Origin of the sequence: Echinicola arenosa (assembly GCF_014841125.1) — a bacterium.
GTDB lineage: Bacteria > Bacteroidota > Bacteroidia > Cytophagales > Cyclobacteriaceae > Echinicola > Echinicola arenosa.
Window position 1 is genome coordinate 539,117 of sequence record NZ_JACYTQ010000003.1, and the last position, 17,296, is coordinate 556,412.

Below are 17,296 nucleotides of genomic sequence, written 5' to 3' on the forward strand. Positions count from 1 at the left end.
TTACTCAATACAGCAAATGTGTTTAATTCCATATTTTCAGTAATACTAACTGAAACTAAAATTTAAAGGTCAAACCACCAATCCCTTGAATTCCACGCGATTGATAATTCCAAAATCGTTCATTTTTTTGATTCAATAAATTATTTCCCTGTGCAAAGACAGAAAAGCGATCTGTGATCTTATAATCTATTTTTGCATTTAAATCAATGATTGGATTCAAAGTATCTGTGGTAAATGAATTCCCATCAGATTGAAGGTTGAGCACATCAATGCCTCCCATCATATCCAAGCCAGCTTGAATCAACCACTTTTCATCTGGCGTAAAGGTATTGTGCACATTGATTTCCCAATTGGGTCTTTGCCATGCCACAGCAGTCTGGTCGAGCCCCGGCATCAATGCATCAATATCATCCAAGCTATAGTGATAATAATTACCTTCCGCGGTCAAGTGATAAAAATCGCCAAAGCTGTATCCTAATGTTCCGGTATAATTTAATACGGTTCCATTATTGTACATCAATTGGAATCTGGTGCTATCTTGTGCACCGTTCGCAAAGAAATGCATATTATTATAATCACCATAAGCTATACCAAGCTTATAAGTAAATGCATCACTGACACTTCCTTTTATTCCTCCCTCTGCCCTAAATTTCTGAATGGTATTCAACAATTGATCACTAGGCCCCAAATAAGGATTTTCCATAGCAAAACTGTAGTAAGTATTTCTCTTTACATCCCCTTCATAACTGGCATATACTGCAAATTCTTCTTGTAAATTATAGCTGGCATTTATGGTAGGAAAAATGTGAAAATCACTGTCTTTTCCTTCATAAACATCATTTTCCAGAATCACGTTAGCTCCTGCCCTTACTTCAAATGATTCATTCTGATAAGCCACAAAAGGTGTAAACTTCACATAATTTCTATTAAGATCAGCATAAGTAGCATCTGAAGGAGATGTCAAGAATGCGGCTACATCAACACCTGCTTTAGTCTCATCATTGAAATAATAAGAAGTCTTTCCCGATAAATTGATCTCGTGCTCTCTGGCAGCATAATCATCATTAAAAAGTCTGGCTCCTATGGCTACTTCATAATTGAAAGGCTCATCTTTATCTATATTCCTAATTCCTGCTTGACCATAAATGGTATGGAAGAATTGCTGGATATCATCTGCCATCACCTCAAGTCCTGGCGTGTATCCATAAAAATGATAACGGTCACGATTATAACCCAACTGACCGAATACCTCAAAGTATTCATGAAAATAGTTGGCATTTAATCTAATCTGCGTATGGTCCTCTGCTGAATTTTCCTTGTCTACCGGACCTTCATAAAAGCCTTGATGCTTCAAGTAAACGCCATAATTCAAGTAATCACTTTCTAAATTATTAAGGTATAGTTCGGCTAATGGCGACTGATAATTACCAAAACCCAACCTTACCAATCCATGGTAAGCCTCATCAGTATTGGATAGAAACTTCTTCTGATATGGTGTCAGAGGTGAATTGGTCGGTGCCAAATCAAAAAAGAAATCCCGAACATCATAATTAAAATTACTATGTCCTTCAGGTTGCGGCAAAGCAGGAACCCTTTCAAAGTTTCTTGGCCGCTTTGGCAAACTCAATACCCGGTCCTTCCTAATAATGAATTCCGCATCAGTTACCTCTCCACGCTCGTTTCCTTTTTGGTCTTGAGCATTCACCAAAGCCACCGGAAATAAAACTGATAAATATATGATTTTTAATATTTTATTCATCTTCAATTAAATCGATACATCAATTAAAAATTTATTGAATTGCTTCTAGTTCTGCTTTGGCCTCTTGAATAATTTGTTCATTCTTAGCATTTTCAATGACAGATTCCAAAGTAGCTTTAGCTTGAAAATTTTCATTTAGACCTTTATAGTTTTTAGCCAAAAGCACAAAGCATTTTCCATACCAGTAATCATACACAGCATACTTTTCAGAGAAACTAAAGATGGTTTCATTGGACTGGGTGAAGTTGCCACTTTCATGGAAAGAAAGAGAAAGTAAGTAAAGTGCTTCCGCTCCTTGAATTGATTCACTTTCATTTAATAACACCATTAACTCATCCTGGGCTGCTGCTGTTTTTCCTGTTTTCAAGAGCGACTTGGCTTTAATCAGCAAAGCATTGGCTTCTGCGTCTGCTGTGATATCTCCCAATGCAATCACTTTATCGGCATAGAAGCTGGCCGAATCAAACTTACTGGTTTCATAATAAGCCGTCATCAAACCTTTATAAGCTTCATACTCTTCTATCCTATCTCTGGCTACTTTACTGCTGCTGATAAAATATGGAATCGCTTTTTGATAATTCTTTTTCTCAAATTCAATTTCAGCAATTCGTTGAATGGCTTTCGCGCGTTGACTTGATGCCCCCATTCCCTCTAAATCATAGAAGGTCTGCAGCGCTTGGTCTTTTTGGTCCAAACGATAATAGGCATCCCCAATAAAATAATTGGCTTCTTGCTTTTGACCTGAATTAGGGTAACTCTTCAAATAGGTTTCAAAAGCTCGGATAGATTCCTGATAAGATTGATTGAAAAATAGGTTTTTAGCCGCTTCAAATTCAATGGACTGGAGGCTTTCATTTCCTGGATTGGCCGTTTTATAATCAGAGAGGTAATTTGAAAACTCTCCAGACCTACCTTGAAGTGAAAGCGCTTCTTGAAGTCCTACCAAAGCTGCATCAGCATTGGTGGCATTTGGATAGCTGTCCAAGATCTTCTTATAGTCATTGATCGTCTGATCATAATTTTTCAATGAATAACTTGCAATCGCCCTACCTTCCAAAGCAAAAGGCACGAATGGACTGTTAGGGCTTTGATTGATCAGTTGAGAATATCCCTGTCTGGCCTCAGCATAATTGGATTCTTCCATATTGATCTGAGCTTTTTGGAAAACTATATCATCCTTAAATCTGCTATTTGGATACCTACTTAACCCCCTATCCAGTTCCGCAATCGCTTCCCGGTTTCTATTTTGAAAATTGAGTACTACGCCTGCCATATAATGGGCATAGTCTGCTGCTGGATTGCGATCATCTATGGCTCTTCTAAATGTACTTAGAGCATTATCAAATTTCTTTTGGATATAATAACAGTCTCCCAGACGCATCACTGCATCATCATAGTAACTCTGTACATCAGATTTCTTTATTTTATCGATGTACGACCTAAATTGATTTTCAGCTTTGGCATATTGTTGGGTATTGAAATAAGCATAGCCTAGTCCATAATGGCTCCTGATCAACGCTGGATCCAAAGAAGTCAGACGCATGCCGGTTACCTGCTCATAAGCCCTGATAGCTTCTTTCGTGTTATCTCCTGCAGCATAAGCTTCTGCCTTCCAAAAAAATGCTTCATGTACAATGCTTTTATCTACTGGGTATGCAATTGACTTATCGAAATAGTTAATGGCTTCTTTGTACCTTTTATTTCTATAATAAGTTATTCCTTGATAGTAAGTAACCTTTTGGTAGGCTGCCCTGATTCGAGGAGACTTATTGCTCATTCTTTCAATATGCTCAATTGCCCTCAAGTAGTTGTTGGTATTGATCAGGGCATCGCTTAGCAAGTTCTCCACTTCTGCTACATTCTGGCCTTGGGGATACTTTTGAAGGTAGGAATCCATGGCATTGATAGCTTCCTGAAAGCTTCCTTTTTCTAGATTTAACTTAGCAAAATTGAAAAGCGCTTCTTCTTGGATATTGGAGTCAAAATCACTCTTGTAAGCTGTGCTGAAACTGGTAACAGCATATTGAGGATTGTTGAGTTTCAAATAGGAATGGCCCAAATAATAACTGGAAACCTGACCCAATCGATCATTCTCCAATGCTACCTTTTTAAAATAATCTGTTGACTGTTGGTATTTTTGAACTTTGAATTGGGCAACTCCAGCCTTGTACATTTGCTCACGACTCATATTTCCCCTGCCTGTTTTGGAAAAAGCATCATAATAAGTCGCAGCATTATTAAAATCACGACGTTCATAATAAGCTTCTGCTAACAACAGGTAGATTCCTTCCTTCCTATCCAAATTATTCCTTGATTGGATAATTGGTGTAGCATAATCGATTAATTCATCATATTGCTGCTGTCTGTAGTACAGCTCAGAAAGCATGTAAGGCACTTTTGGCTGGTATTCAGGGTAGCGGTCTGCTTGTTTGAAATCTGCAATGGCCTGATCATGTTTTTGTAGTTCCATGGCCACATACCCTGCATAATAGTAGCCATCTCCCGTGTATGAAGTCTGCATTTTCTTTACCGGATCAAAATACCTGGCCGCATTGGCATAATCCTTCAATTGGAAATAAGCATAGCCTGTTTTGAAATAAAGCTTAGAGCGATCCTCCAAACTGACCACATCCACATTGACCATGTTGTACTTTTCTATGGCCACTTTATAGTGACGTTTCTCGAAATAATAGTCTCCTAAAAGAAATGCTGCTTCATTGGCTTTAGGGTCGGTAGGATAATTTTTGGTAATATTTTCCACCAAACTTGGACCGTCTGGATTCTCAATCTTCAAGGCAGAAACTGCATGATAAAAATCCACATCTATCCTTTGCGATGGAGTCAGTTCCTCTTCCTTGAGGTTTTCAAACTCGAGTTTGGAGGCACTGTAATGGTGTTTATCAAAAAGCTCATAGGCATCATCTATCTTTTTTTCCAGGCCTGTTTGATAAAGACCTGATTGTGCTTTTGCCTGATAGAAAAAACCGGAGGCAATAAACAATAGTAGTATTTTTCTCATGGTAAAGTCTTGCAAATTAATGCATCAATTTGAAAATGAGTTCTTTTAATATTTCGGCTTCACTCATTCCGCTGGCATCAATACCCTTTGAACGAAGGTCGGCTTCTTTTAAGTATCCGATGTTATCAATAACCTTGCCTAAAGGATAGTTTTTGGAGGCAATCATGTATTCTTTCATAAAGTATGGATTCACTTTAAGTTTTCCTGCTAACTCACGCTCACCAAGCTTTTTGTTGGAATGTACCAAAAGTAAACGGGAAAAATGAAGGTATAAAAGTGCTATAATTGGTATTAAAGGGTTTGATTTAGGATTTTGACTGAAATAGCTGATGATTTTGTTGGCTTTCAAAATATCCCTAAAACTCAAAGCCTTGGTCAGTTCAAAGTTGTTATAGTCCTTGTTGATCCCTATAAACTGTTGGATATGGTTACTGTCAATCTGAATAGGCTCACTGAAGTTGATCAACATCTTATCAATCTCATTGGTCAACACTTCCAAGTTATTGCCGATGGATTCTGCAATAATCTGACATGCCTTCGGCTCAATGGTAAAGGACTTGCTTTTAAGGTAACTGTCTATCCAAGGACTTAATTTGTATTCGGGGACTTTGTCAGACTTCACCAATACAGCTTTTTTATCCAAGTCTTTGGCCAATGCTTTTCGACCATCCAACACCTTGTACTTATGGGCAAATACTAAAATCGTACTGGGTAATGGATTGGAAAGGTAATTGATCAAAAGACTGTCCCCTGCTTCCTTGCCCAGATCAGGAAGATTTTGAGCTTCTTTGACAATAACCACTTGTCTTTCTGCCATCATGGGAAACCTTCTGGCATTGGTCAGCACCTGACTCATGGTGGCATCTTTGCCATACATCATGATCTGATTAAAACCCTTCTCATGCTCAGGGATGGCATTTTTTTCAATAAATGAAGTAATCTGATCAATGAAATAAGGCTCGTCACCCTGTAAAAAATAAACGGGAGCATATTTCCCGCTTTTCAACTCTTTTAAAACTGCATCAGGTTGGTTTGGCATAGCTCTATATTTCTACTCAAATATAGAAATTATTGACTTGATAGGAATAATAAAAGGCTATATTCCTGCCATAAAACACCACTGACCCTGAGTCAATTTTAATGAACTTCGTCCAGTTGTAGTTTTAGCTTTTTCTACCCTGAATAAACTTCTTGACAGGATAGTCTGTTAAGTATAATGTTATTAATTTTGACCAAAATTTAAAACAGTACTAGATCGTGAGTGATATCAATCAGGGAATAGCTTATTACAAAGAAGGGAAGTTTGAAGAAGCTTTGGATATTTTTAATCCATTGGTTTCAGAGGATCCTAAAAATGCCATGCTTTTGCTGCACCGAGGAAGAATATTATCCCGGCTTGGCAAATTGGATCAAGCGCTGGCAGACTTTGATAATTTGATTCAAATTGATGCTTTCAACCCAGATTTTATAAGCGATCGGGCGGTAGTTCTTCATCTGCTTCAGAGAAACGAAGAGGCATTGAGTGAATTGGACCGTTCTTTAAATTTAGATCCTAAGAACCCCTACCGATATTCAAGCAGGGCTTTCTTGAAAGATAGAACTGGGGACTTAAAGGGAGCCATAGCCGATTATGAAAAAGCCATTGAGCTTGATCCGGAAGATGCAGTTTCATATAACAATAAGGGCATTGTGGAAGAAAAGTTAGGATACAAACAAAGATCCAAACAAAGTTTTGACAAAGCCGATAAACTGGTAGGTTATCAACCTAAAGAATACAAGAGCACATCAGCCCCCAAGGAAAAGCCGCAGCTAGAACCTGAAAAGAATATTCCGTCCCAACTTGAACCTGACCAAAGTGATCCTAAGTCGGTAAGCTTTAAAGATTATTGGAAGACTGTTGGTAAAGTCTTAGGTGACAAGGACACCAGGGCTGAATTCTTTAGCTTTCTCCAGTCCAAGTTTGGGAAAAGGAAGTGATCAAACTTCTTTGATCACTAATAATGGTTTATTGATAAAATAAGACATTTTCTTCGAGAGATTTTGAGTAAAGAGTTGGTCAAACCAGCTCTTTTTTTTGCTCAAGGTCACAAGAATATCCCCCTTTGCTGTGATGAGGTAATTTTCCAAACCCAAACCAGGTTCATCTCTATAGGTCTTCAGCACATAACTAATTTTCTCATACCTGATAAAGGGCTTGATCTCTCCCACCATGGTTTGGTGCAAAGCTCTATCGATAATTTTGTTTTTGGTCCCTACGTGGACTATATCGATCTCACTATCGTAAAAATTGGCCAATTCCACCACCTTTTGTATAGCCAACTTATCTTCTTCCAAATAGTCAGTTGCATAAACAAATTTCCGGGGAGATTTGAAAAACACCTTTCTCGGCACAATCAAAACATCCTTTGAAGAATCCTCTATTACCTTGCTGGATTTGGTGCCGATAAAATTGGTTTTGATATCATTGACTCCTTCCGTGCCCATCACAATGAGATCAATATCATTTTCATTGGCAAACTGGATGATGGTCTCTACTGTTTTTCCCTCTTTTACGGCTGCAGTGCAGGATATAAGGCCTTTGTCCACACTTTCTAAAACCACCTCAGCAATCAGGTTATCCATCTTCTTTTTCACAAATTCCAGTGATTCCTCCTTGGGTTGTCTAAAAAGCTTTCGATAATCTTCCATACTAGGTACATGGAAAAGTATCAACTCTGCCTTGTATTTCTCTCCTAACTTCGCCGCGTACTCTAATGCATTCAGCGAGCATTCTGAAAAATCAGTTGGGCAAAGAATCTTAAAAGTTTTCATGGTTACTCTAATTAGTTATTTTTGGTATTGTTAATATCCTTTATTTCGATCAATTTGATTAATGAGTCCTTTTCCTTCTATTACGTTAAAGTAATTCTTTATTATCTGGGGAGCAGCTGCATCGGGATTGGTTATACTAGCAATGTGCGGTGTAATGGTAATTTTAGGATGTTCCCAAAATGTATGCTCCTTAGACAAAGGTTCCTGTCTAAAAACGTCCAAAAGTGCTCCGGACATATAACCTTCGTCGATCGCTTCAATCAAATCCCCTTCATTCAAATGTTTTCCCCTAGCCACATTGATCAAATAGGTGTCTTTTTTACAAAGTTTGAACAAATCCATATTTAAAAAACCTTCTGTCTCTGGTGTTAATGGTAATAAGCATACTATTACGTTTACCTTTTGTAGAAACAATGGGAGTTGTTCACCAAAGTAATAGGGATGTCTGAAATCGCTTTTATTGCTGTTACCATAGCCATAAACTTCTATACCCAATTGCGCCAATTTATCCAACACATCTCCTCCTAGTTCTCCAACACCCAAAACACCCACCCTAATGGGTATTTCTGGATTGGACATGTCCCAGACTTTCTTTGCTTTGTCTTTCTTATAACGATCAATTTGACGGTGATAATTCAACACCCCCATGACTACATAATTGGTCATTGAAAAAGTAAGTCTAGGATCTACAATTCTGGTAATGGGAATGTCTTTTGGGATGGTTTCATCCCCCAAAATATGGTCTACTCCAGCTCCCATTGAACAAATTAGCTTGAGATTTGGAAAAGCTTGTAGAGAACCTTTGGGGTGCTGCCATACCATCGCCACTTCAACATTATCCGGATCTTTAATGTCAGGGTAGATTTCCAAAGGGATCTCTGAAGCCGTATCTGCTAAAATTTTTAACCAAGGTGCTATATCCCTATTGGGTGATATGATCGCTAAACTCATTTACTTTTTACTGATATGTGGATTACCTTTAATATAATACCTCCAAGGTAGCAATGCATCCTCTTCCGCATAATCTACACCTACCCTAGTGCTTACACATATTTCAAAAATAGTGTTATTCATTTCACTTCCAATGTAAATTATACCATTTTCTTGAAATAACAACTTATCATTATGTTTTAAGTTTAATCCCAAAGCCTGCGCTACTTTGCCTGGTCCATTACCAAGTAACAATTCACTGGAGGTATTTCTTCTATTTTTCATGATCTCTACTCCTTCAATGGGCTGAACAGCACGCACTAAAACTGCATTGGCAACTCCCTCCTCATGTGTCACAATATTAAAAAGATGATGGATTCCATAGCAAAGATAAACATAACTCCTCCCACCTTCTTTAAACATTACTTCGGTTCTTTTCGTAAGCTTGTTTGGAAAAGCATGGCACGCTTTATCAATGGTTCCATCATAGGCTTCAGTTTCGACTATCCTAGCCGCAGTGTATAACCCGTCAATCTGTGTGACTATGATTTTCCCTAAAAGATCTTTGGCTATTTCTGTGACATTTTTCTTCAAAAAGAATTCCTTTGGAAGAATTTTAATATCTTTCATTGCTTGTTAATGTACATTAATATCTAAAATTTAGTGGTCATTTAAAACCTTTGTCAAAACTAATTACAATTTATCAAATCCGTTTACCTTATGAATTTCAGAACAAGTTTCCTGTTGATTTTCTTGATGGCTTTCTCCACAGGAGTCTTGACAGCCCAGCAAATCCAAATGCCACAGGCCAGTCCTGCTGCTAGCATTAGTCAAAAAATTGGTCTTACAGACGTCAAAGTCGATTACAGTAGACCCAGTGTAAAAGGTAGAAAGATCTTTGGTACTTTGGTGCCCTATGGAGAAGTCTGGAGAACAGGTGCCAATTCCAGTACAAAAATCACTTTCAGTACAGATGTAATTCTAGAGGGTAATAAAGTGCCTGCAGGTACCTATGCCTTGTATACCATTCCTGGTAAAAAGGATTGGACCTTTATTTTATCCAATAACCTTGAACTTTGGGGGGCTATTGGGTATATGGATGACAAAGATGTTGTTAGATTTACTGTCCCAAGCAAAAAAAGCCCTGAAGCGTATGAAACCATGGAAATCAGTTTTAATGACATGACTGATTCAGGTGCTTCTTTGAACCTACATTGGGAAAAAACTGCTGTTGGCTTTAAGATTGATACTGAGGTAGAACCTGTAGTAATGAATCAAATCCAAGAAATGGTAATTGATCAAAACACGGAAAATCCAGGATTACTGTATCAAGCTGCTTCTTACTACTATTCTGTTGATAAGGATATGGAGCAGGCTCATGAATGGATTGAAAAGTCAGTTGAGGCAGATCCCAAATATTGGACCATGCACTTAAAAGCTAAGATTGAGGAAAAATTAGGCATGAAAGATGAGGCCATTGCCAGTGCCCAGCTTTCCAGCGAAATGGCCAAAGAAGCCAAGAACATGGATTATGTAGGACTTAACGAAAGGTTGATCAAAGCAATCAAATAGTTAGAAAAATATAATCAATACAAAACGGCCATCCGCCTAGGCGGATGGCCGTTTTGTATTATGCTTTGGCTTTCGGAGGACTAAACAATTGGAAAACTGCTGATAACAGCATTAAGAGTAAACAGCCAATGGCATTATACCATAAGTAGCCAATATCAATAGAAATACCGAAAAGCTCACTTCTATTTTTCCAGTGAATCAATAGAATAACTACTTCAGTGACTAAAGCGGCAAGAAATACTGCATTACCCCTCACCCATTTCATGTAAAAACCTACTAAGAATATACCCAAAATGGTTCCATAAAAAAGGGATCCCAATAGATTTACTGCCTGGATAAGGTTCTCAAACAAGGTCGCATAGGTAGCAAAAAGTATGGCAAAGACTCCCCAAATTGCTGTCATTAACTTTGAAGACAGCGTATAGTGACGTTCATTTTGGTTTTTGTTGATTGACCTTTTATAAATATCGATAGTAGAAGTGGCTCCCAAAGCATTCAATTCTGAGGCCGTACTGGACATGGCTGCTGAGAAAATGACAGCAAATAATAAGCCCACTACTCCCTGAGGCAGATAGTCCATCACAAAACGCATAAAAACGTAATCTGTGTCTCGGGTTTCTGCATTAGGTTCATTTTTTATGATCAGTTCCTTGACATCCGATCGGATGGCTTCCTGCTCTTCCTGTTTGGTGCTTATTTCTGCTCTTAGCTCATTAACTTTTTCCTCATCACCCTCTTTTTGCGCTTGGATCATTGATCTCAACACTAAATTCTTTTCTTCAAAAGTGGCAGAATAATCAGACTGCAGTTGTTCGAAATCATCTTTGTACTCACTTTGAGCCAATTTTTCGGTTTGTACCTTATTGAAAAATATAGGTGGTTCATAAAATTGATAAAACACAAACACCATCACACCTATAAATAATATAATAAACTGCATGGGGACTTTCAGAAAGCCATTTGTAATCAAGCCCATTCTACTTTCCTTCAAGGAACGACCGTTAAGGTATCTTTGTACCTGAGACTGATCAGTACCAAAATAAGACAGAAAAAGAAACAAAGCTCCAGTGATACCCGACCAGAAATTATAACGATCTCCCAAATCAAATTCAAAATTAACGATGTTCAACTTACCCATTTTTCCAGCTACGTGCATGGCATCGTTAAATGAGACGGGAAGCATATTGATCACCAAAATCCCGGCCAATATCATTCCCCCCATCATTACAGTCATCTGCTGTTTTTGAGTGATTGAAACTGCTTTTGTCCCCCCTGATACAGTGTAAATGATCACAACCAAACCAATAAAAATATTGGTAAAGGTCAAGTTCCAATTCAATAAGGTAGAAAGAATAATGGCTGGTCCATAGATAGTAATTCCTGCGGCCAGGCCTCTTTGAACCAGAAAAAGCAAAGCAGCTAATGTTCTTGTTTTTAAATCAAACCTAGATTCCAAAAACTCATAAGCTGTGTACACCTTTAACCTATAATAAATTGGAATAAAAGTAACCGATAAAATAATCATGGCTATTGGTAGGCCAAAGTAGAACTGGACGAAACGCATTCCATCCTGATAGGCCTGACCTGGAGTGCTCAAAAAAGTAATGGCGGATGCTTGGGTAGCCATAATCGAAAGGCCTATTGTCCACCAACCCAGTTCACCTCCTCCACTCAAATAGCTATACATATCCTTGGGACCATAGGTTTTATAGATCCCATAACCAATAATGGATATTAGCGTCCCAAAAAGGACGATCCAGTCTAGATTACTCATGAATAATAATGGGTAATGGCAGAGAAAATCAAAATCATTCCAGCCAGTGCAAGAATTAGTAATAAATACAGTTTATTCCAGTTTACCGACGGTTCATCCATTCCCTTGTTCAATTAAATTAACAAATAGCTTTATTGCTCCAGGCACACCTGCTGGCAAAAGTCTAAACCAAGATATGCCCGAATATGTATAGGCCCCTTTTCCATAATTCACTAAAAGTAGACTTCCTTTGCTAGGGCTTTCACCTAGGTCATGCATGGAAATAGGCGTTACATAATGCTCATCCCAATGATCAGGAAAGTAAAGTCCCCGTTCTTGAATCCAATTATCAAAGTCCTCTATACTGATCTTGTTGGGACCTTGGAGCACTTTATGGGCTTTGAAATCAATCTCCACTGGCGAGTCTTCCACGGAGACTCTTTTTCTGGATATGTCAAATGGATATGGCCCGAGATGATTTGTTTTCAACGAAGCGGTAGTATTATATTGGACAATTAGGTTTCCTCCACTTTCCACATATTCCATCAAATCATTGAATTGTTCAACTACCTGATCATTAACATTGAAAGCCCTGATACCGATGATGATAGTGTTAAAAGGAGCTAAACTTTCTTTGGTCAGTCTTCCACTTTCCAACATGGTTACATTGTATCCCAAGCTTTTGAGCACCTCAGGAACATCATCACCTGCTCCCGGAATATACCCAATACGTTGATCACTCATTTTCAAATCTAGCTTGATCAAATCAAAAGTAGCTTCGGGAAAATAAGTCAATTCAGGAATATGCTTGTAAGAAATATGCCTTAACCCTGTATCAAAAATATCACCTGACACTGTTACGTATTGCGCCTTTACGGTTGTTTTTCCCAACTTGGCATCTCCATTAATGCTGAGCTGATAAATTTTTTCTTTTTTCTCAGGATGACTAAATTCATTGAGGACTTTATAAGCTCCTTGGGGAAGTCCAATCAACTCCAACTTTCCATCCACGATATCTTTGGCAAAACTTACATTTATACTGAAAATTGCAGGCTTACCCGAAATGGCATATACTTGTTCTTGTTCAATAGAAAGTTGTACGGGTGGTAAAACGACAAAAGGCTGATTAACCTCCCCATCTACAGGGTCATTGTATTTATATTTTAAAGGAATATCCATTTCCAACAATTCATCAGCTACCTTGAATGTCACTTTTCCCGAAACGGTTGGACCGTTAAAAGGCATACCAATTTTGCTCTGCTCTTTGACTTGAAATAAATTATCCTTTGGTTCATTTTCAATCCAGTAAGGCTGAGAAATGGGACTATCCTTTCCAAATTCCAACCTGATAGGCTCCCTCTTCACTTCATTGTTTGTCAAAGTAGTATTGATCGAATGGTTTCCTCCTTGTACATCAATCTTTACTAACTCAACAGGCACAGGGGATGGATTATTAAAAAGTAAAGTTGAAGACAGTTCTTCTCCTAAGTAAGCTTGCTGCTTTTCCGCTAAAAATTCAATCTTCAAACCTAGTGACTGGGCTATAATTTCGTTGATTAGTTTTTTCTTGTCCAATACCCACTTTTCCGAGGAATCAACATCATCTAAAAGTTTTTTTATCTCAATCAAGGCCGGAATATTTTTATCCAAATGGACAAAATCAAATTCCTTAATCACTTTATCCAAAGCCACTTTTATCTGATCTCCATGAGCTACATTATTCCATCTGTTTTCTATTCCTTCAAATGGGCTAGATTCAAACTTCTCACCCTCCACCAATTCTATGACATCTTCACTATTCCCAACTGAGGCCGTTGAACCAAAACCTTGAGATTTGTGCATGGTCCTACTATCCGCTGCTATTTGGGCATAGGTGGTTCCAAGCAGATCATTGTATTCTCCTACTGGAAAAGCATGATATAAACTTCCAGCTTCAGGCTCATAAGGTCTTCCCCAACTGTAAGCGTTCCAAAATACCCTCTTTGCTTTCCAGGTTTCTACCATGTCCAATTGTTCCGGAAACGCATTGGGATCAGCTGCTGCAGAAAAGGCTTCTATGGATAGAATAGCAGAAGTAGTATGGTGCCCATGTGTGGTTCCTGGAGTAGTGTTAAAGCGATTGATAATGATGTCTGGCTGATAATTTCTGATTATCCAAACTACATCAGAAAGGAGCTTTTCTTTGTCCCAGTTGTTCAGCGTTTCATTTGGATTTTTACTGTATCCAAAGTCAATCGCCCTTGAAAAAAATTGCTGACCTCCATCAGTTTCCCTAGCCCTGAGGAGTTCTTGAGTCCTGATCATGCCTAATTCTACTCCTAATTCCTTTCCTATCAGGTTTTGTCCCCCATCTCCTCTGGTCAAAGAAAGGTAACCTACTTGTAAATGTTCCTTATTACCTAAATAGGCAATGAGCCTTGTATTTTCATCATCCGGGTGGGCAGCGATGTACAACACACGCTTGGTTTCCCTAAGCTTCAATAACTGATGATATATTTCTGATGATGGGTGTCTGTCAGCACTCCATGAAACGAGAGGACACAATACAGAAAAAAGAAACAAAAAAAGCGAGGTATTAAGCTTCATATAAATCGGGTTAACTAGACGAATCTAAAATAAGTAATTAAGATGGGAAACCACTTTTATACCAATGGTTAATCAACGGAAAAGAAGCGAAAGTGTTTTTTCATATTTTCAGTCATTCTCGCATCAAAAAGTCAAACAACTGTGAATCAGGCTTTGCTATTATACAAATTGGCAACATTCATAAATTTTAGCAAACCAATAAAAAGTATTAAAAGGTAGATGCTTTTAATTTCATTAATTGAATTGTAATTGAATGTCGTTTTATATAATCATTTTCCTTTATGTTAAGAAAGCTTAAAACCAACATTTTAGTCGCCAGTATTTTTATGGCAATGGGTTGCACACCCAATGGTGCAGAGTTTGTCGACGAACTGGACCTGGTGTTGACTGTCGAAGATCCCGATGTCAATTATGACGACTACGAAACCTATTATATGCCCGATAGTATTGTCCTTATATCAAATGACAATAATTCTAAACTGGATAAAGTCACCGAGCAATTGATCTTGGTAAAGATTGATGAACATTTCCAACAAATGGGCTGGGAGAAAAGGGTAAATGCAGAAACCGATGGGTCAGATGTGGTGCTACTTGTATCAGTTATAGATTTGGTGAATTTCCAGATTGTCGGCTGGTGGGATTATTGGGGCTGGTGGCCAGGATGGGGATGGTATGGCCCTGTTTATCCTCCCGGAGGATGGTATCCAGGTTATCCAGGTGGCTGTTGTTATTTTGGTGGGGTATATTCTTATAGAGAAGGGACACTGATCATTGAAATGGTTGATCCGAACAATGCTACGGCAAATTCTGATAGTGAACCAGATCCACTTCCTATTTTATGGGCAGGAGGGTTAAATGGCCTCTTGGAAGGCAGCCAAAGCAATCTCAATAATAGAATTGATCGTGGCCTTGACCAGATTTTCACGGACTCACCTTATTTGAACAAATAATCCCACAGCATGATGAAATTGAAAATATTATTAATAGCAATACTAACAATTGTGGGACTTAACACAGTTAATGCCCAGCAAGGATATTCTGAATTCCAACTTAACTACTTACCATCATTACCACTTGGTGAAACTAAGGACTTTACCAGCAAGTTCTCATTTAGAGGCTTAGGGATCGAATACAATTATTATATCCAGGATCATCTTTCTGTAGGACTAGCCACTGGAATTGTCACATATTACGAAGCGAGCGATGGAATACAAAGCCTAACCGTAGTAGAAGATGGTAATAATGTTACCCTGAGTGCCAAACAATATAACTACACCAATGTAATCCCTATCCTAGCCAATGGCACTTATTACTTACAGCCTTCTGGTCAGGTACAACCATATATTGGCTTGGGGATAGGTGGATACTATGTCATGCGCTGGGTAGAGATGGGACTTTATCAAGTAAAGGATGATAAAATGCAGTTTGGAGTAGCACCTAAAGTTGGTGTCATGGCTCCTTTGTCCTATGGACTGGCCCTTAACCTTGGCCTTCAATACAACAGTGCTTTTGGTGACCAACCTTTCAACAGTCTGGATTTCAAAATAGGATTAGCTTGGAAATATTAGCATTAACCTAATTAATTACCAAAAATGAAAACATACATAGCAATTGCAAGTGCCCTATTGGTTTCAATTATTCTTGATTCCTGTTCTGTAGGTAAAGTATTGGACACCTCTTCTGCTCCGGATTTCAGCATCAGTGATTACCAAAGTTTTGATTTTTACAAAACGGATTTGGATATCACTGAAATGCCAGAATATGGAAAACGAGTGGATTGGATCAAAGAAGCCATTAAGAGTAAATTGTCCACGATGGGCATAGAACAGGACACTGACAATCCTGATCTATTGGTAAACATCGGTATCGTTCTGGAAGAAAAAGTACAAACAAGAGAAACAGACCTGAGAAGTGACCCTCTCATGTATGTAGGCCAACGAAATTACCACTGGGAAGTCCAAGAGGTACCAGTGGGAACCTATAAGGAAGGTACTTTTACCGTTGATTTGGTAGATAAAGAAACAGACAAAATGGTATGGCAAGGCATATCCCAAGGCGTTATCACAGAAAATGATGAAAAAGCTAAAAAATACATCGTTGAAGGAGTGAATAATCTTATGTCAGAAATAGAAGAAAAATAATCGTTAAAATAAAATATTCAACAATCATGAAAAACAAAATATTCTTATTCGCATTTCTCTTTTGTGCTTGCTCGAGCTCTACCTCAATTGTCAGTTCTTGGAAAAACCCAGATGTACAAATGGGTGATGTTGATTTTTCCAAAATCATTGTAGCAGTACTAGGTAACTCTGAGGCCAATAGAAGAATTGCTGAGGACAAGGTAGCTGGACTAAATGACAAACTTTTTCCATCCTATCAAGTTCTAACCAATGAAGCCACTGCAACTGATAAAGATAAAACCGGGGACATTCTTAAATCTGAAGGCTTTGATGGAATCATTGTAATGAAGCTGTTGGATAAAGAGAAAAGTCAAAACTATGTCCCAGGAACATATACGGGTGGATATTGGAATATGCACCCGTATTACTGGGGAGGTTTTGGATACGGTGGATACTATGATCCAGGATATTATACCGAAGACACTAATTATGTCATAGAAACCAGCTTATACGATTTGAAAGACAACTCCCTCGTTTGGTCTAGTATTTCCAATACCGTCAACCCCTCCTCTGTAGAAAAAACGGTAGAACATATCGCAGTACAATCTTATAAGCAAATGAAAGAAGATGGTTTAATTCCAGCTGAATAAATTATAATTGATTCCATGAATCAGTAAATCAAAACAACAAAGCGGCCGCAATTGCGGCCGCTTTGTTTAGCTTCTATTTTTCCCAGCCTTCCTCCC

The 17,296-nt window shown here is 38.3% G+C and carries 14 protein-coding genes; 6 read left to right on the plus strand and 8 right to left on the minus strand.

The features are described from left to right. Positions 1-55: 55 nt before the first annotated feature. From IFO69_RS11500 to holA, 3 genes are read right to left on the minus strand one after another with little or no spacing between them, the layout of a single operon-like run. Positions 56-1,759, minus strand: a complete 1,704-nt coding sequence (locus IFO69_RS11500; RefSeq protein ID WP_192010245.1) for a TonB-dependent receptor — start codon at positions 1,757-1,759, stop codon at positions 56-58. 31 nt (positions 1,760-1,790) lie between these two features. Further along, on the minus strand, positions 1,791-4,778 hold the full coding sequence (locus IFO69_RS11505) for a tetratricopeptide repeat protein (protein ID WP_192010246.1): 2,988 nt from the start codon (positions 4,776-4,778) through the stop codon (positions 1,791-1,793). 16 nt (positions 4,779-4,794) lie between these two features. Beyond that, positions 4,795-5,817: a DNA polymerase III subunit delta gene (holA, locus tag IFO69_RS11510; protein ID WP_192010247.1), complete on the minus strand. Its 1,023-nt coding sequence runs from the start codon at positions 5,815-5,817 to the stop codon at positions 4,795-4,797. A gap of 218 nt (positions 5,818-6,035) precedes the next feature. On the opposite strand from holA, the gene IFO69_RS11515 reads away from it, so the two are divergent. Further along, positions 6,036-6,755 (plus strand): tetratricopeptide repeat protein, encoded by a 720-nt coding sequence (locus IFO69_RS11515; protein WP_192010248.1) that lies wholly within the window; start codon positions 6,036-6,038, stop codon positions 6,753-6,755. On the opposite strand, the gene IFO69_RS11520 is transcribed toward IFO69_RS11515, so the two are convergent. The 3 genes from IFO69_RS11520 to IFO69_RS11530 are packed head-to-tail and all read right to left on the minus strand — an operon-like array spanning position 6,756 to position 9,149. Next, a complete protein-coding gene (locus tag IFO69_RS11520; RefSeq protein ID WP_192010249.1) occupies positions 6,756-7,589 on the minus strand; it encodes a universal stress protein in 834 nt (277 codons plus the stop codon). Between the two features lie 30 nt (positions 7,590-7,619). Next, positions 7,620-8,540, minus strand: a complete 921-nt coding sequence (locus IFO69_RS11525) for a 2-hydroxyacid dehydrogenase (RefSeq protein ID WP_192010250.1) — start codon at positions 8,538-8,540, stop codon at positions 7,620-7,622. Continuing rightward, positions 8,541-9,149, minus strand: a complete 609-nt coding sequence (locus tag IFO69_RS11530; protein WP_192010251.1) for a DNA-3-methyladenine glycosylase — start codon at positions 9,147-9,149, stop codon at positions 8,541-8,543. It lies immediately after the preceding gene. Positions 9,150-9,239: 90 nt separating this feature from the next. Between IFO69_RS11530 and IFO69_RS11535 the strand changes: the two genes are divergently transcribed. Then, the gene (locus IFO69_RS11535) at positions 9,240-10,091 is read left to right on the plus strand and encodes a DUF2911 domain-containing protein (RefSeq protein ID WP_192010252.1); all 852 of its coding nucleotides are present in this window, start codon (positions 9,240-9,242) and stop codon (positions 10,089-10,091) included. Positions 10,092-10,149: 58 nt separating this feature from the next. On the opposite strand, the gene IFO69_RS11540 is transcribed toward IFO69_RS11535, so the two are convergent. Both IFO69_RS11540 and IFO69_RS11545 read right to left on the minus strand, forming a co-directional pair. Beyond that, complete coding sequence (locus IFO69_RS11540) at positions 10,150-11,865, minus strand: sodium:solute symporter (RefSeq protein WP_192010253.1); 1,716 nt, start codon at positions 11,863-11,865, stop codon at positions 10,150-10,152. Between the two features lie 93 nt (positions 11,866-11,958). Next, entirely contained in the window at positions 11,959-14,430 is a 2,472-nt protein-coding gene (locus IFO69_RS11545; protein WP_192010254.1) for a PIG-L family deacetylase, read from the minus strand. A 281-nt stretch (positions 14,431-14,711) separates the two neighbouring features. On the opposite strand from IFO69_RS11545, the gene IFO69_RS11550 reads away from it, so the two are divergent. From IFO69_RS11550 to IFO69_RS11565, 4 genes are read left to right on the plus strand one after another with little or no spacing between them, the layout of a single operon-like run. After that, positions 14,712-15,380: a DUF4136 domain-containing protein gene (locus tag IFO69_RS11550; RefSeq protein WP_192010255.1), complete on the plus strand. Its 669-nt coding sequence runs from the start codon at positions 14,712-14,714 to the stop codon at positions 15,378-15,380. Positions 15,381-15,389: 9 nt separating this feature from the next. After that, positions 15,390-15,998: an OmpW family outer membrane protein gene (locus IFO69_RS11555; protein WP_225444102.1), complete on the plus strand. Its 609-nt coding sequence runs from the start codon at positions 15,390-15,392 to the stop codon at positions 15,996-15,998. A 24-nt stretch (positions 15,999-16,022) separates the two neighbouring features. Further along, entirely contained in the window at positions 16,023-16,571 is a 549-nt protein-coding gene (locus tag IFO69_RS11560) for a DUF4136 domain-containing protein (protein WP_192010256.1), read from the plus strand. Between the two features lie 26 nt (positions 16,572-16,597). After that, positions 16,598-17,200 (plus strand): hypothetical protein, encoded by a 603-nt coding sequence (locus IFO69_RS11565; protein ID WP_192010257.1) that lies wholly within the window; start codon positions 16,598-16,600, stop codon positions 17,198-17,200. Positions 17,201-17,296 lie beyond the last annotated feature (96 nt).

Excerpts from the sequence above, each read along its gene's own strand:
- IFO69_RS11500 (WP_192010245.1), bottom strand. The coding sequence starts at position 1,759 with ATGAATAAAATATTAAAAATCATATATTTATCAGTTTTATTTCCGGTG.
- IFO69_RS11505 (WP_192010246.1), bottom strand. The coding sequence starts at position 4,778 with ATGAGAAAAATACTACTATTGTTTATTGCCTCCGGTTTTTTCTATCAG.
- holA (WP_192010247.1), bottom strand. The coding sequence starts at position 5,817 with ATGCCAAACCAACCTGATGCAGTTTTAAAAGAGTTGAAAAGCGGGAAA.
- IFO69_RS11520 (WP_192010249.1), bottom strand. The coding sequence starts at position 7,589 with ATGAAAACTTTTAAGATTCTTTGCCCAACTGATTTTTCAGAATGCTCG.
- IFO69_RS11525 (WP_192010250.1), bottom strand. The coding sequence starts at position 8,540 with ATGAGTTTAGCGATCATATCACCCAATAGGGATATAGCACCTTGGTTA.
- IFO69_RS11530 (WP_192010251.1), bottom strand. The coding sequence starts at position 9,149 with ATGAAAGATATTAAAATTCTTCCAAAGGAATTCTTTTTGAAGAAAAAT.
- IFO69_RS11535 (WP_192010252.1), top strand. The coding sequence starts at position 9,240 with ATGAATTTCAGAACAAGTTTCCTGTTGATTTTCTTGATGGCTTTCTCC.
- IFO69_RS11540 (WP_192010253.1), bottom strand. The coding sequence starts at position 11,865 with ATGAGTAATCTAGACTGGATCGTCCTTTTTGGGACGCTAATATCCATT.
- IFO69_RS11545 (WP_192010254.1), bottom strand. The coding sequence starts at position 14,430 with ATGAAGCTTAATACCTCGCTTTTTTTGTTTCTTTTTTCTGTATTGTGT.
- IFO69_RS11550 (WP_192010255.1), top strand. The coding sequence starts at position 14,712 with ATGTTAAGAAAGCTTAAAACCAACATTTTAGTCGCCAGTATTTTTATG.
- IFO69_RS11555 (WP_225444102.1), top strand. The coding sequence starts at position 15,390 with ATGATGAAATTGAAAATATTATTAATAGCAATACTAACAATTGTGGGA.
- IFO69_RS11560 (WP_192010256.1), top strand. The coding sequence starts at position 16,023 with ATGAAAACATACATAGCAATTGCAAGTGCCCTATTGGTTTCAATTATT.
- IFO69_RS11565 (WP_192010257.1), top strand. The coding sequence starts at position 16,598 with ATGAAAAACAAAATATTCTTATTCGCATTTCTCTTTTGTGCTTGCTCG.